Genomic DNA, 14,915 nt, shown 5'->3' on the forward strand with positions numbered 1-14,915 from the left:
CGGACACGGCCGAACGATGCACCATTTCCAGGATCGCGGCGGACGCCTGCACGCCGAGGACGTCGACCTGACGGCCTTGGCCGAGCGCGTCGGCACGCCGTTCTACTGCTACAGCACCGCCACCCTGGAGCGGCACTACCGCGTGTTCGCCGATGCCTTCGCCGGCGACGACGCGCTGGTGTGCTTCGCGATGAAGGCGAACTCCAACCAGGCCGTGCTGGCGACGCTCGCCCGCCAGGGCGCCGGCATGGACATCGTCTCCGAGGGCGAGCTGCTCCGCGCGCTCCGCGCCGGAGTCGAGGCCCGCAAGATCGTGTTTTCGGGCGTCGGCAAGACGCAGGACGAGATGGCGGCGGCGCTGAAGGCCGGCATCTTCTGCTTCAACGTCGAGAGCGAGCCGGAGCTGCTCGCGCTGTCCGCGGTGGCGACCAGCCTCGGGATCGACGCCCCCGTCTCGATCCGCGTCAACCCGGACATCGACGCCGGCGGCCACGCCAAGATCTCGACGGGCAAGTACGAGAACAAGTTCGGCATCCCGATCACGCGCGCGCCCGCCGTCTACGCCCTGGCCGCGACGCTGCCAGGCCTCGCGATCCACGGCGTCGACATGCATATCGGCAGCCAGATCACCGACTTGGCGCCGTTCGAGAACGCCGCCCGCCTGCTCGCCGGCCTCGCCGGACGGCTGATCGCCGAGGGCCATCCGATCCGCCACATCGATTTCGGCGGCGGCCTCGGCATCCCCTATCGCGACGACAACGCCCCCCCGCCGGACCCGGCGGCCCTGGCCGCGACGATCCGGCCGCATTTCGCGCCCCTCGGTTTGCGCCCGGTCTTCGAGATCGGCCGGATGATCGCGGGCAACGCCGGCATCCTCGTCACCCGCGTGCTGTACGTGAAGGAGAGCGAGGGCCGCACCTTCGTCATCGTCGACGCCGCGATGAACGACCTGATCCGGCCGACGCTGTACGAGGCCTACCACGCGCTCCGGCCGGTCGAGGTGCCGGCCGCCGACGCGCCGCGGGTGACTGCGGATGTGGTCGGCCCGGTCTGCGAGACCGGCGACTACCTCGCCCTGCAGCGCGAGATGCCGCAGGTCGCGCCCGGCGCGCTGATCGCGGTGATGACCGCGGGCGCCTACGGCGCGGTCCAGGCCGGCACCTACAACACCCGCCGCCTCGTGCCCGAGGTGCTGGTCAGCGGCGCGCAGGCCGCGATCGTTCGCCCGCGCCAGACCTACGACGAACTGATCGGCCTCGACCGGATGCCCGACTGGCTCGCTTGAGGGTTCGCCGCCGCCTCAATGCCCCGGCGTCGCCACCGCGCCAGGCTTGTCGTGGGTGCCGAGGCGTTCGACCAGGGTCGCGCTCGCGCGGTTGAGGCCGACGATCTCGACCGCGCGGCCGTGGTGGCGGAACTTCAGCACCACCCGGTCGAGGGCGTTGATCGCGCTGATGTCCCAGAAATGCGCGGCCGTGAGGTCGAGCACGATCCGCTCGGCGTCGTCGCGGAAGTCGAACGCGCCGTGGAAGGCCTCGGCGGTCGCGAAGAACAGCTGACCGGTGACGACGTAGGTTCGGACCGCGCCCTCGCGCCGGCTCGCGACGTCGAACACCCGGGCGACCTTGCGCGCGAAGAACACCCCCGACAGCAGCACCCCGACGAGCACGCCGCGGGCGAGGTCGTGGGTCGCCACCACCACCGCGACGGTGGCGAGCATCACCACGCTCGACGAGCCGGGATGGCGGGTGAGGTCGCGGATCGAGCGCCAGGAGAAGGTCTGGAGCGAGACGAAGATCATCACCGCGACCAGCGCCGCCATCGGGATCTGCCGGACGTAGGCGCCGAGGACGAGGATCAGGAACAGCAGGAAGCAGCCGGCCCACAGGCAGGACAGCCGGCCGCGGGCGCCCGAGGTGACGTTGATCACCGTCTGGCCGATCATCGCGCAGCCGGCCATGCCGCCGAAGAAGCCGGAGACGATGTTGGCGGCGCCCTGGCCGAGGCATTCCCGGCTCTTGTCGCTGCCGGTGTCGGTCATCTCGTCGACGATCGCCGCGGTCATCAGGGATTCGAGCAGGCCGACCATCGCTACCGTGGCGGCGTAGGGCAGGATGATCCGAAGCGTCTCGAGGCTCAGCGGCACCTGCGGCAGCAGGAAGGACGGCAGGCTTGCGGGGAGCGCGCCCATGTCGCCCACCGTCCGCACCGGGAGCGCCAGCGCGATCGCGGCGATGGTCAGCAGGACGATGCAGACGAGGGGGGAGGGCACCACCTTGGTGAGCCGCGGCAGGCCGTAGATGATCGCCAACCCGATCGCCACCATCGCGTAGACGGTCGGCCCGCGCCCGATCAGCTCGGGCATCTGCGCGAGGAAGATCAGGATCGCCAGCGCGTTGACGAACCCGGTGATCACCGAGCGCGAGACGAAGCGCATCAGGTCGCCGAGGCGCAGCAGGCCGGCGCCGATCTGGATCAGGCCGGCGAGGATCGAGGCGGCGAGCAGGTATTGCAGGCCGTGCTCGCGCACGAGGCCGGCCATCACCAGGGCGGTGGCGCCGGTGGCCGCCGAGATCATCGCCGGGCGCCCGCCGACGATGGCGGTGGTGACCGCGATGCAGAACGAGGCGTAGAGCCCGACCTGGGGGTCGACGCCGGCGATCAACGAGAACGCGATCGCCTCGGGGATGAGGGCGAGCGCGACGACGGTGCCGGCGAGCAATTCGCGCGGCACGTGCGGGGCCCATTCGGCCCGCAAGGTCTGGAAGGTCATGCAATATGTCCGGCCCGCGCCAAGCTGGAGGCGGCGTGCGAGCCCAAAAAGAGGAGCGATCTCGAAGGGTGACGGTTCGACGGACCGCGTGCGCCGTCCCGCGGAGGCGGACGGCGTGGCGGCGGGGCGCGCTACGGCGGCGTCGTCGAGGACGGGCGGGCGTCTGTCGGAACCATGCGCCCTGTTAGACAGCCGCGCGCCGCGCGGCAACCCGTCGGCCGCTCAGGCCGACGCCGCGGCCACCGCGCGCAGGTCCGCGACCAGTTCCGCGACGCGTTCGCGCTTCGCGTCCCAGGCGAACATGAACCGGGCTCCGCCGCCGATGAAGGTGTAGAAGCGCCAGCCCCTGGTGCGCAGGCGCTCCATCATCTCCGTCGGCATCGCCAGGAAGACGGCGTTGGCCTCGACCGGAAACATCGGCGCGATCCCGGGCATGTCCGCCACCGCCGCGGCGAAGTCCTGGGCGCAGGCGTTGCCGTGCGCGGCGTTGCGGAGCCAGGCCCCGCTTTCCAGCATCCCGACCCAGGGCGCCGACAGGAAGCGCATCTTGGAGGCGAGCTGCCCCGCCTGCTTGCAGCGGTAGCCGAAATCCTCCGCCAGCGCGGGCTCGAAGAACACCACCGCCTCGCCGGCATGCATGCCGTTCTTGGTGCCGCCGAAGCAGAGCACGTCGACGCCCGCGCGCCACGTCATGTCCGCCGGGCTGCATCCGAGATGCGCGCAGGCGTTGGCGAAGCGCGCCCCGTCCATGTGCAGCGACAGGCCGAGGTCGCGGCAGGTGGCCGAGATCGCCTGCAATTCGGCCAGGGTGTAGACCTGTCCCGTCTCGGTCGGCTGGGTCACCGTCACCACCCGGACCTTCGGGAAGTGGATGTCCTTGCGGTTGGTGGCGAGCGCCCGGATCGCGTCCGGGGTCAGCTTGCCGCTTTCGGTGCGGACCGTGAGCAGCTTCGAGCCGTTGGAGAAGAATTCCGGCGCGCCGCACTCGTCGGTCTCCACGTGGGCGGCGTCGGCGCAGATTACGCTGTGGTAGGAGCGGCAGAGCGAGGCCAGGGCCAGCGCGTTGGCGGCGGTACCGTTGAAGGCGAAGAACACCTCGCACCGGGTCTCGAACAAGGTGCGGAAGGCGTCCGCGGCGCGTGCGGTCCAGGCGTCCTCGCCGTAGGCCGGCGCATGCCCGGCGTTGGCCTCCGCCATCGCCCCCCAGGCCTCCGGGCAGATGCCGGAATAGTTGTCGCTGGCGAATTGCTGCGCGTCGTCGTTCATCGGTCACCCCTGCCGTAGGACGATCGCCGTGTGGCCGCCGCCGTCCGGCAATCCTTGTGTGGTGTCGGCGCGAACACCCTACCAGAGCCGCGACTGAGGCTGCCCGGTCACAGTTCGCGCGGATCGCGTTCGCGTCGCCTATCCGGTTGGAACTCGCCGCCGCTTGGTGTAAGAGCCTGCCCAAGGTGCAGATCTGGTGCCGAATCGAGACGGTCCGAACCGCGTCCCGCCCGGGCGATCCCCGGGTCCGGGGCGCTGTCGGTTTCCCGCTCCGTCGCGGGCGTCTCGCCGCCGACACCAACCGAATGCCACGTTCAAACTGGTTCTAGAGGATCCACTCCGTTGCAGGTACTCGTTCGCGACAACAACGTCGATCAGGCGCTCCGCGTCCTCAAAAAGAAGATGCAGCGCGAAGGCATCTTCCGCGAGATGAAGCAGCGCAAGGCCTATGAGAAGCCTTCGGTGCGCAAGGCGCGCGAGAAGGCCGAGGCCGTCCGTCGCGCCCGCAAGCAGGCCCGCAAGACCGCGATCCGCGAGGGCCTGATCGCCGCCCCGAAGCCGAAGCCCCGTTTCGGCGCCGGCGGCCCCCGTCGTCCCGGCTTCCCGTCGATGACCCCGTCGGCTCCGGCCGGTGGCGCTCCGGCGGCCCCCGCCGCCGAGTAAGTCGGTCCGGGCCGCGAGGCCCGTCGATCGCGATCCTCGAAAAAGCCCGGCCGCGCATGCGGACCGGGCTTTTTTCGTGCGCCGAAGGATGTTCGATCCCGTGAGATCGCGGACGACGCGTTCGGCGCCGTCCGGGTCGATCGAGCGAACGCTCAGGCGGCGCGGGCGGCTTCCGTCGCGTGCTCGGCCTGGACCAGCACGTCGAGGGCGCGCCACGGCTTCTGCATGAACACCGCTTGCGCCGGCATCCGCGCGTCGCCGACGGCATCGTAGCCCGAGGTCACCACCACCCGCACGTCCGGCCAGCGGCGCTCGACGGTGCTGGCGAGCGCGAGCCCGTCCATCGCGCCGGGCAGACGGATGTCGGCGAAGAGCAGCGCGACGGTGACGTCGTCGCGCTCCAGGATCGAGATCGCGGCCTCCGCGCTGTCGCAGGCGATCACCCCGAGGTCCGTCTCCTCCAGCACGGCGGCGGCGAGGTTGCGGACCGCGGCATCGTCCTCGACGACCAGGGCGACGGGACAGGGGGAGGGGGCGCGGTCCATGGGACCTCCTTCGCGAGATGTGAGGATGCGGTGATGCCTGACGGGTGGTGCGGCCTCGTGGCGAGCCGCTGATTCCCGATCCAAGCATGCTGCGCCGTCCGAAGCCGGGTAACAAGAGTCGGATTTCGTCTCATGCGCATGCCTGCCTTGCGACTGGTTTGGCGAGGATCCGTTCGGGACCGCACAAACTCTGTGTATGGTGCGGTGCGTTAGCGAACTGTTCACCATCGACATCTAAATGTTACGGTTCGGCGACGGCGCGGGACCGGGTTTGCCCGACAGGCAGATCCGGTGCGTTTCGCGGCCGTGCGATCAGCGAGAGGTTGGTCCCAAGCATGTGCCGCTTCCTGGCCTATAGCGGCGAGCCGGTTTTTCTCTCGGATCTCGTCTGCGCGCCCACCCACTCGCTCGTGCACCAGTCGCTGCACGCCGAGCAGGGGAAGACCGAGACCAACGGCGACGGCTTCGGCCTCGGCTGGTACGGCGAGCGACCGGAGCCGGGCGTCTATCGCGACATCTTGCCGGCCTGGTCGGACGAGAACCTCGTCAACCTGTGCGGGCAGGTCCGCGCGCGGACCTTCTTCGCCCACGTGCGCGCCTCGACCGGCACGGCGACCGCGCGGACAAACTGCCACCCCTTCGTCAACGGCCGCCACCTGTTCATGCACAACGGGCAGATCGGCGGATACCTGCGGATCAAGCGCCGCCTCGAGGCGCTGATCCCGGACGCCCTCTACGACGGGCGTCGCGGCAGCACCGACTCCGAGGCCCTGTTCCTGCTGGCCCTTGCCAACGGCCTTGCCGAGGACCCGGTCGGCGCCATGGCCAAGACGCTGGCGACCGTGCGCGATCTGATGCGGGGCGCCGGCATCACCGAGCCGCTGCGCTTCACTGCGCTCCTCACCGACGGCGAGGAGATCTTCGCCTATCGCTGGGCCTGCGATGCGCGGCCGCCGAGCCTGTACTACCGCCAGACCGAGACCGGGCTGGTGGTGGTTTCCGAGCCGATCGACGGCGCCAAGGAAGGCTGGCAGGTGGTGCCGAAGGGCGGCACGCTGCGCGCGCGCCGGGGGGGGGCGGTGACGGTGAAGGGTCCCGAGCCGGTCAAGCGCAGCATCACCGCCTGACGCGGACATCCGCTCGCGTTCGTTCCCCGCTCCGCCTTGCCCCCCGGGGCGCCGAGGCCGACATTGCCCCCGTCGCCGGCCCTCGCGGCTGGCCGGGCAGGGAATGCAAGCCGACATGTATCCGGACGTGAAGCTTCACATCGCCGGCGCCTGGGGCGCCGGCTCGGGCGGCGAGACGCTGCCGGTGCTCAACCCCGCCACCGGCGAGACCATCGGGCAGTGCGCGGTCGCCACCCAGGACGACCTCGACCGGGCGCTCGAGGCCGCCGCCCGCGGCTTCGCGCGGTGGCGCCGAGTCTCGGCCTTCGATCGCGCCAAGGTGCTGCGCAAGGCGGCGGACCTGCTGCGCGAGCGCGCCGACGACATCGCCCGCATCATGACGCTCGAGCAGGGCAAGCCGCTCGCCGAGGCCCGCGTCGAGACGATGGCCGCGGCCGACGTCACCGACTGGTTCGCGGAAGAAGGCAAGCGCGCCTACGGCCGGGTGATTCCGCCTCGCGGCGACGGCGTGCTGCAGTTCGTGGTGCGTGAGCCGGTCGGGCCGGTGGCGTGCTTCACGCCCTGGAACTTCCCGATCAACCAAGCGGTGCGCAAGATCGCCGCCGCGCTCTGCACCGGCAACCCGGTGATCCTGAAGGGTCCCGAGGACACGCCGGCGAGCTGCGCCGAGCTGGTGCGCGCGTACCTCGATGCCGGCGTTCCGGGCGATTGCCTCGCGCTGGTCTACGGCGACCCGGCGACGATCTCGTCGTACCTGATCCCGCATCCGGTGATCCGGAAGATCTCGTTCACCGGCTCGACCGTCGTCGGCAAGCAGCTCGCGGCCTTGGCCGGCCAGCACATGAAGCGGGCGACGATGGAGCTCGGCGGCCATGCGCCGGCGATCGTATTCGGCGACGCCGACGTCGAGAAGGCGGTGGCGGTACTCGGCGCCAACAAGTTCCGCAACGCCGGCCAGGTCTGCGTCGCGCCGACCCGGTTCCTCGTCCACGACTCGGTGTTCGACCGCTTCGTCGCGGGCTTCACGGACCTCGCCGCCAACCTCAAGGTCGGCGACGGGCTCGACCCCGACACGAAGATGGGGCCGCTGATCCACGGGCGCCGTCTTGAGGCGATGGAGTCGCTCGTGGCCGACGCCAGCGCCCAGGGCGCGACGCTTCGCACCGGCGGCAAGCGCATCGGCAACCGGGGCAACTTCTTCGAGCCGACGGTGCTCACCGACCTGCCGCTCACCGCCCGGATCATGAACGAGGAGCCGTTCGGCCCGGTCGCCGCGATCCAGCGCTTCAGCGACGACGAGGACGCCTACGTGGAGGCGAACCGCCTGCCCTACGGCCTCGCGGCCTACGCCTACACCCGCTCGTCGGAGCGGGCGACGCGGGTGTCGAACCGGGTGGAGAGCGGCATGGTCTCGATCAACCACCACGGCATCGCGCTCCCCGAGACGCCCTTCGGCGGGGTGAAGGAATCCGGCTACGGCAGCGAGGGCGGCACGGAAGCGCTGGACGGCTACCTCGCGACGAAGTTCGTCACCCAGGCGAACTTCTAAGCCTCGAAGGCAGGTCCACCGCGTCTTCCCTCCCCACCTCTGCGGGGGAGGGAAGACGCGGTGATGCCCTTAATAATGCGGCGGCGGGGGCTCCGCGCCCCCCGTCGCCGCGCGGGCGCCGGCTTCCTCGACGCGCTCGGTCAAGGAGTCCACCTGCCGCCGCAGCCGGTCGATCAGCCGCCACTGCTCGGTGACGGTGCGGTTGAGGTCGTCGATCGTCGCGTCCTGCTCGGTCAGGCGCATCTCAAGATGGTCGATGCGCGCGGACTCGCTCGTCGCCGAATCGGTCATCGCAGCGCCTCCGGCGGATGGTCGGGCCGTTCCGCCAGCGCCGGCCCCAGCGCGATGCGGCCGTCGAAAACAAAGCAGTCGCCGGTCCAGCGGCTCTCGGCCTCCGGAACGGTCTCGAGGTACTTCAGGATGCCGCCCTTGAGCAGGTGGACGCGGGCGAACCCGCGGGCCGCGAGGTAGGCGCCGGCCTTCTCGCAGCGGATGCCGCCGGTGCAGAACAGGGCGAGTTCGGCCGCCGGATCGAGGGTCTCCGCGAAATCGCGAAAGTCGCCGAAGCGCGTCAGCCCGGGATCGACCGCGCCCGCGAACGTGCCGAGCGCCACCTCGAACCGGTTGCGGGTGTCGATCGCCACCACGCCGGGCCGGTCGAGCAGGGCGTTCCACGCCTCCGGCGCGACATAGGTCCCGGCCCACGCGGAGGGATCAGTGGCGCCGCCGTCGAAGGTCACGATCTCGGGCTTGAGCTTCGCCTTCATCCGCGCGAAGGGCGGCGCCTCCGCCGTCGAGAGCTTGCATTCGAGTCGGTCGAGGCGGCCGTCGAACAGGTCGGGTCCGTTCAACGCAGCGAGGAACGCGTCGATCGCCTCGGCCGACCCCGCGACGGTGCCGTTGATGCCTTCGCGAGCCAGCAGCAGCGTTCCGGTGAGGCCGAGGCGCTGGCAGACGCGTTCCAGGGCCGGGGCCAAGGTGGCGGCATCCGGGAGGGCGACGAACTGATACAGGGCGGCGACGGTGTGGGGCATGGCGCGGGTTTAGCAGGCTTCAACTGCGCAGGAAGCTTCCTTTTGAAACCGTCTCCTGCGACGGGTCCGGAATTCAACAGGGTTTCGAGTCAGGCCAACAATCCCGTTAGTAGGAAAGTTTACTTGCAAAATGAACTGTCATATACGATGGTGAGAGATGGCCAAGGAGTATTGATGTGACCAGAAATTGATCTTTAGATCAATATATCGAAAATATTCGTTTAAAAATCGTATTATTACAATTTAAATTTTCGCTATTAAGACATCATATTCAAATAAAAGAACATGATCCTAATCAGCCCCGAACTCCAGCGGGGGACTCAAATGGTGGAAGGTGGGTTGGACGTGATGACAGTCGATCTATCACGGTCGATCAGAAGCCGATCTTTAATAGTCGATATGCTTCGCCGGCAAAAAACCCTGAGAAGTACTGCGATGAGCAATATAAACGAGAAGTTTTCAATGTAAAATGGTAGGGCTAGGAGGTTGTTACGCACAGGCGATGGTGAGGCTAGTGGCTTGCGAGCAAGGAAAACAATTCCGCCCCTAAACTATTGAGGCTATGATGTTGATAGCAACCAGACTGATTACGCTTATTCAGAATTCGAACAAAATTCAAGTCGAGGTCCGTTTATTTGCACCTATAAAAGAAGAGGCTGATTGGATTTGTTGGTACGAAATCGACTGGCCCTCTGCTCGAAGATCTAGTTTTGCTGCAGGATTAGATTCAATGCAAGCTATTTATCTAGCGCAGCAGAAAATTGGAATCGATATATATATGAGTAATCATCACGCTAAAGGTAGTATTTATTGGCAAACACCTAACTCCGGGTATGGTTTTCCCGTTCCAAAAAATGGCCGCGTTTTTCTTGTCGGAGAAGATAAAATATTCGATGGATAAAGTACAAACTTTTGCGGGGGCGCCCGCTCAATGCGCCTCCTCCCAGTTCCCCGCCGCCCGCGCCTCCACCACCAGCGGCACGTGCAGCGTCAACGCAGGCGCGGGCGCCTCTTCCATGATCCGCTTGATCACAGGGATCGCGCGGTCCACCTCGGCTTCGTTGGTCTCGAACACCAGTTCGTCGTGCACCTGCAGCAGCATACGCACGTTCAGGCGTTCGGCGACGAGCGCCGCCTCCATCCGGGTCATCGCCCGGCGGATGATGTCGGCGGCGGTGCCCTGGATCGGGGCGTTGATCGCCTGGCGCTCGACGCTGGCGCGCTCGGACGGGTTGTTGGAGCGGATCTGCGGGTAGTGGCAGACGCGGCCGAACAGCGTCGTCACGTAGCCCTTGTCGCGGCAGATCTTCTTCGTGGTGTCGATGTAGTCGCGGATGCCGGGGAAGCGCTCGAAATACTGCTTGATGAACAGGCTCGCCTCCTCGCGCCCGATGCCGAGGCGGTCGGCCAGCCCGAAGGCCGAGATGCCGTAGATGATGCCGAAGTTGATGGTCTTGGCCCGGCGCCGCAGGTCCGGCGTCATGTCCGAGAGCGGCACGCCGAACATCGCGCTGGCGGTCGCCGCGTGGATGTCGATGCCGTCGGCGAAGGCTTGGCGCAGCTGCGGGATGTCGGCCATGTGGGCGAGCAGGCGCAGCTCGATCTGGCTGTAGTCGGCCGAGATCAGGCGGTTGCCCGGGTCGGCGACGAAGGCGCGGCGGATGCGGCGGCCCTCCTCGGTGCGGATCGGGATGTTCTGCAGGTTCGGGTCCGACGAGGACAGCCGGCCGGTGGTGGTGGCGGCCAGCGAGAACGAGGTGTGCACCCGGTTGGTGTCGCGGTCGGCGTGCTCCTGCAGCGAGTCGGTGTAGGTCGACTTCAGCTTGGCGAGCTGACGGAAATTGAGGATCTTCTTCGGAAGGTCGTGCCCCGCTTGGGCCAACTCCTCCAGCAGCGTCGCCGGCGTCGCCCACTGGCCCGACGGCGTCTTCTTGGCGCCGGGCAGGCCCATCTTGCCGAACAGGATGTCGCCGATCTGCTTCGGCGACGAGACCTGGAAGCGCTCGCCGGCATCCTCCTGGATCTCCTCCTCCAGCCGCGCCAGGATCTGCGAGAAGTCGCCTGACAGCCGCGAGAGCATGTTGCGGTCGACGCGGATGCCGTGCTGCTCCATCCGGGCGATCACCGCGATCAGCGGCCGCTCCAGGGTCTCGTAGACGGAGAGCCGCCGCTCGGCGACGAGGCGCGGCTTCATCATCCGCCACAGGCGCAGCGTCACGTCGGCGTCCTCGGCCGCGTAGGCGGTGGCGCGGTCGAGCGGCACACGGTCGAAGGTGACCTTGGCCTTGCCGGTGCCCGCCACGTCCGAGAAGGTGATCGGCTGGTGGCCGAGATGGCGCTTGGCGAGCTCGTCCATGCCGTGCCCGCCCTTGCCGGCATCCAGCACGTAGGAGATCAGCATGGTGTCGTCGCACGGGGCCACGGTGATGCCGTAGCGCTGGAACACGAGCCAATCGTATTTCAGGTTCTGCGCCACCTTGAGGACGCTCGCGGCCTCGAGCAGCGGCTTCAGCCGGTCGAGCGCGGCCCCGCGGTCGACCTGCGACGGCAGCGGCTCGACGAGGTCGGAGGCCTTCGCCCCGCCGCCGAACAGGTCGTCTGCGTTCGGCGCGGCTTCGACGGCGCGGACGTGGGCGAGCGGGATGTAGGCGGCCCGCCCCGGCGCGACGCAGAGCGAGACGCCGACGAGGTTGGCGTGGTGCGCATCGAGCGAGTCGGTCTCGGTGTCGACCGCGATCACCCCGGCCTCGTGCGCTTCCGCGATCCAGGCATCGAGGTGTTCGAGCGTGAGGATCGTCTCGTAGGCGCTGGTGTCGAACGGCTTGCTCGCCTCCGCCGCGCGCGCCGCGACGAGGGTCGAGGGCGACGGATCGGACGGGCCGCGGGCCTTCGGCGCCGCATCCGGGAGGCCGAATTCCGCGAAGGGATCGACCTCGGCGCCACCCTCTGCGCCCGTCGCGGCGTCGGCGAAGGGTGCGTCGTCGGCCTGGACATGGCCCGGGAGCAGGCGCGGGTCGGGCTTCACTGCCTCCGGGTCGACGTGCAGCATCGCGGCGATGCGCCGGGTCAGCGTGTTGAACTCCATCGCCTTGAGGAAGCCGACGAGCTTTTCCGGGTCGGGCTTGGGCAGGCGCAGGTCGTCGAGCGCCACCGGCACGTCCACGTCCTCGACCAGCGCCACGAGCCGGCGCGAGAGCCGTGCCTGCTCGATGCCGGCCAGCAGCGTCTCCCGGCGCTTGGGCTGCTTGATCTCGCCCGCCCGCTCCAGCAGCTGCTCCAGGCTGCCGTATTCCTTGATCAGGGCGGCTGCGGTCTTCAGGCCGATGCCGGGGACGCCCGGCACGTTGTCGGAGGTGTCGCCGATCAGCGCCAGCGCGTCGCCGATCTGGTTCGGCTGCAGGCCTTCCCACTTGGCGACGATCGCCGCCTCGTCGAGGTTGCGCTCCGGGCGGTGGCCGGGCTTGCCCTTCGAGCCGGATTCGAAGTCGTAGAACCGCACCAGCGGCCCGACGAGCTGCATCAGGTCCTTGTCGGACGAGACGATGATGACGCCCGCGCCCCGCGCCTCGGCCTGCCGGGCGTAGGTGGCGATCAGGTCGTCGGCCTCGTAGCGCTCCATCTCGATCGCGTGCAGGCCGAAGGCGCGCACCGCGTCGCGCATCAGCGGCATCTGCCGCTTCAGGTCGTCCGGCGCGTCGGGGCGGTGGCCCTTGTATTCGGGGAAGAGCTCCTTGCGGAACGAGCCCTCCGACTTGTCGAAGACGATGCCGAGATGCGTCGGGCAGATGCCGGCGGCGCCCTCCTGCACGAACTGCGCGATCTTGGTGCAGAACAGCCGCACGGCGCCGGTCGGCAGCCCGTCGGACGGCCGGAAGTTGAATTTTTCCGGCTGGTTGATCGCCTGGAAGTAGGCCCGGAAGATGAACGACGACCCGTCCACCAGGATCACCTGATCGCCGGGGCCGACAGGTGATGATGTTGGACTGTCGGCGGTCATGGCGCGCGGGTGTCTCGAAGAATGGGAGGGAGATGAATCAGGCCGGCGAAGACCGATCGGCCTTGAGTTCGGCGCGGCAGACCACGGCAATCTCCGTCAGCGGCTGGTGGACGGTCTTCCACACGATGTCCAGCGCGACGCGGTGATAGGCGTGGCGGTAAAAGTTGCCCGTATCTGCGATGTCCTGCCAGGGAATGTGCGGATGCAGGGCCTTGAATGCGGCGCCTCGGCGCCGGCTCGCCTCGGAGACGATCTGGATGCAACGGATCACTGCGTAGCTCGTCCGCAGGTCGGCGGCGAAGGCTTCGAAGGACATGCCGTCGATGAAGTTGCGGGCGGCCTGAGCGTCGTCGAGGATGTCGACGCAGGCGTCGGATTCGCGCTCAGAAAGCACGGATGGCATCGCGTTCGGCTCGCGAGAGGATGTGAGGCTTCAACGTTTCGCGATTGGCGACATCGACGGGGACCGAAAACAAGCTCCCGATTGCCCGGCAAATTCCGACATAGTTGAAGACGTCGCGCACCGCCTCAGCTTCGATCTCGATCAGCACGTCGAGATCGCTGTCCGCATGACCTTCACCTCGGGCGATGGAGCCGAACAGGGCGGCATGGCGGACGCCGAGGCGCTGTAGGGCGTTCTCGTTCGCCCGAAGGATACCGATGGCGGTGTCGCGATCCATGGGACGTATCTATCCCTGAATCGCGGCGAATTAAACAACCCTCAGGTCGCAACCCCGACCGTATCCGCCATCTTCGCCCGCCGCGTGCCGAGCGGCTGCGGTGCGCCGACCGTGGTGTCGTGCACGGTCTGGTGCTCCATCTCGGCGTTCACCTCCGCGCCGAGCAGGACGATCACGGTCGAGATCCAGATCCAGGTCATGAAACCGATCACGGCGCCGAGCGAACCGTAGGTGTCGTTGTACTTGCCGAAGTTCGCCACGTACCAAGAGAAGCCGAGCGAGCCGGCGAGCCACGCGAAGGCGGCGAGCGCGCTGCCCCAGGTCACCCAGCGCCAGCGCGGCGCATCCCGACATGGCCCGTAGCGGTAGAGCAGCGCGAGGCCCCCGAGCACGGCGACGAACAACGCCGGCCAGCGTAGGAGGGCGAGGTACCACGCATCGCCCGAGAGCCCGACGGTGTTGAACACCACCGGCAGCACCACGATCGCGCCGAGGGCGAGGATGATGAACAGCAGCGCGCCTCCGGTGAAGGCGAGCGAGCGCAGGTTGAGCCAGACGAAGTTCCGCGTCTCGCGCTCCTCGTAGACGATGTTGAGCGCGTCGAAGATCGCCTTCATGCCGCCGTTGGCGCTCCAGACCGAGAGCAGGATGCCGGTGAAGAAGGTGATCCCGAGGGTGGTGTCGCCTTTGGCCGCGATCCGCTTCACCTGCTCGCCGACGATGTCGATGGCGCCGGACGGCATCACCCCCTGGAGGCTGGCGAGGTGGTCGTTGATCGTGGCGACGTCGGCGAACAGGCCGTAGCAGGACACTAAAGCCGCCACCGCCGGGAAGATCGCCAGCAGCACGTAGAAGGTGACGCCGGCCGCGACCGAGACCAGGCGGTTCTCCTTGAGGTCGCGGAACACCCGCAGCCCGACATCCTTCCAGCCGCTGCCCGGGATCTCGGACGGGCTGCGCGCCTGGCGGCCGCGATCCGCCTCGGTCCGCGCCACCGCCTTGGCCTCGCCGCCGGCATGCGACGGGGCCTCTGCACGCGGCCCGTCCGAACCGGTCTCGGATCTGGCCTCGGCCCGGTCACCGCCGCGCCGCCGGGGCAGGACCGCGATGCCGACGAGGGTCGCGGCCAGCGCCAGCGTCCAAACCGCGGACTGGCGGTCGTCCTGCGTCCCCGCGCCGAAGTCTCGATCCGTCATCCAACATCCCGTAGCGATGGCCGTCCAGGGGACGGCGCGTCGCGACGACAACCGGTGGTCGTGAGGAGTGTTTCCCCCGGGGACG

Annotated in this window: 13 protein-coding genes; 4 read left to right on the forward strand and 9 right to left on the reverse strand. The window is 68.2% G+C overall.

What is annotated here, in order from left to right; all coding sequences use genetic code 11:
- Positions 1-16 precede the first annotated feature (16 nt).
- Positions 17-1,285, forward strand: coding sequence for a diaminopimelate decarboxylase (lysA, locus tag FV226_RS04105; RefSeq protein ID WP_147761914.1), 1,269 nt, complete (start codon positions 17-19; stop codon positions 1,283-1,285).
- A gap of 15 nt (positions 1,286-1,300) precedes the next feature.
- Here the strand turns inward: lysA and FV226_RS04110 are convergent, their stop codons facing one another.
- Positions 1,301-2,773, reverse strand: coding sequence for a SulP family inorganic anion transporter (locus FV226_RS04110; RefSeq protein ID WP_147761915.1), 1,473 nt, complete (start codon positions 2,771-2,773; stop codon positions 1,301-1,303).
- Between the two features lie 222 nt (positions 2,774-2,995).
- Positions 2,996-4,039, reverse strand: coding sequence for a low specificity L-threonine aldolase (locus FV226_RS04115; protein ID WP_147761916.1), 1,044 nt, complete (start codon positions 4,037-4,039; stop codon positions 2,996-2,998).
- Positions 4,040-4,381: 342 nt separating this feature from the next.
- On the opposite strand from FV226_RS04115, the gene rpsU reads away from it, so the two are divergent.
- Positions 4,382-4,702, forward strand: a complete 321-nt coding sequence (gene rpsU / locus FV226_RS04120) for a 30S ribosomal protein S21 (RefSeq protein ID WP_147752611.1) — start codon at positions 4,382-4,384, stop codon at positions 4,700-4,702.
- A 152-nt stretch (positions 4,703-4,854) separates the two neighbouring features.
- Here rpsU and FV226_RS04125 read toward each other — a convergent pair whose 3' ends face one another.
- Positions 4,855-5,247 (reverse strand): response regulator, encoded by a 393-nt coding sequence (locus FV226_RS04125; protein ID WP_147761917.1) that lies wholly within the window; start codon positions 5,245-5,247, stop codon positions 4,855-4,857.
- Between the two features lie 335 nt (positions 5,248-5,582).
- On the opposite strand from FV226_RS04125, the gene FV226_RS04130 reads away from it, so the two are divergent.
- Complete coding sequence (locus tag FV226_RS04130; protein WP_147752609.1) at positions 5,583-6,374, forward strand: class II glutamine amidotransferase; 792 nt, start codon at positions 5,583-5,585, stop codon at positions 6,372-6,374.
- A gap of 115 nt (positions 6,375-6,489) precedes the next feature.
- Complete coding sequence (locus FV226_RS04135; protein ID WP_147761918.1) at positions 6,490-7,923, forward strand: NAD-dependent succinate-semialdehyde dehydrogenase; 1,434 nt, start codon at positions 6,490-6,492, stop codon at positions 7,921-7,923.
- 69 nt (positions 7,924-7,992) lie between these two features.
- Here FV226_RS04135 and FV226_RS04140 read toward each other — a convergent pair whose 3' ends face one another.
- The 6 genes from FV226_RS04140 to FV226_RS04165 form a co-directional block, all read right to left on the reverse strand.
- The gene (locus FV226_RS04140; protein ID WP_147761919.1) at positions 7,993-8,214 is read right to left on the reverse strand and encodes a SlyX family protein; all 222 of its coding nucleotides are present in this window, start codon (positions 8,212-8,214) and stop codon (positions 7,993-7,995) included.
- The gene (locus tag FV226_RS04145) at positions 8,211-8,957 is read right to left on the reverse strand and encodes a rhodanese-like domain-containing protein (RefSeq protein ID WP_147761920.1); all 747 of its coding nucleotides are present in this window, start codon (positions 8,955-8,957) and stop codon (positions 8,211-8,213) included. The genes FV226_RS04140 and FV226_RS04145 overlap by 4 nt, the downstream gene beginning before the upstream one ends.
- A 928-nt stretch (positions 8,958-9,885) precedes the next feature.
- Positions 9,886-12,954, reverse strand: coding sequence for a DNA polymerase I (polA, locus tag FV226_RS04150; RefSeq protein WP_147761921.1), 3,069 nt, complete (start codon positions 12,952-12,954; stop codon positions 9,886-9,888).
- A 37-nt stretch (positions 12,955-12,991) separates the two neighbouring features.
- Positions 12,992-13,357 (reverse strand): HepT-like ribonuclease domain-containing protein, encoded by a 366-nt coding sequence (locus tag FV226_RS04155; RefSeq protein WP_147761922.1) that lies wholly within the window; start codon positions 13,355-13,357, stop codon positions 12,992-12,994.
- Positions 13,338-13,634: a nucleotidyltransferase domain-containing protein gene (locus tag FV226_RS04160; RefSeq protein ID WP_147761923.1), complete on the reverse strand. Its 297-nt coding sequence runs from the start codon at positions 13,632-13,634 to the stop codon at positions 13,338-13,340. The genes FV226_RS04155 and FV226_RS04160 overlap by 20 nt, the downstream gene beginning before the upstream one ends.
- 41 nt (positions 13,635-13,675) lie before the next feature.
- A complete protein-coding gene (locus tag FV226_RS04165; protein WP_147761924.1) occupies positions 13,676-14,830 on the reverse strand; it encodes a YihY/virulence factor BrkB family protein in 1,155 nt (384 codons plus the stop codon).
- Positions 14,831-14,915 lie beyond the last annotated feature (85 nt).

The organism is Methylobacterium sp. WL12, from assembly GCF_008039475.1.
Lineage (GTDB): Bacteria > Pseudomonadota > Alphaproteobacteria > Rhizobiales > Beijerinckiaceae > Methylobacterium > Methylobacterium cerastii.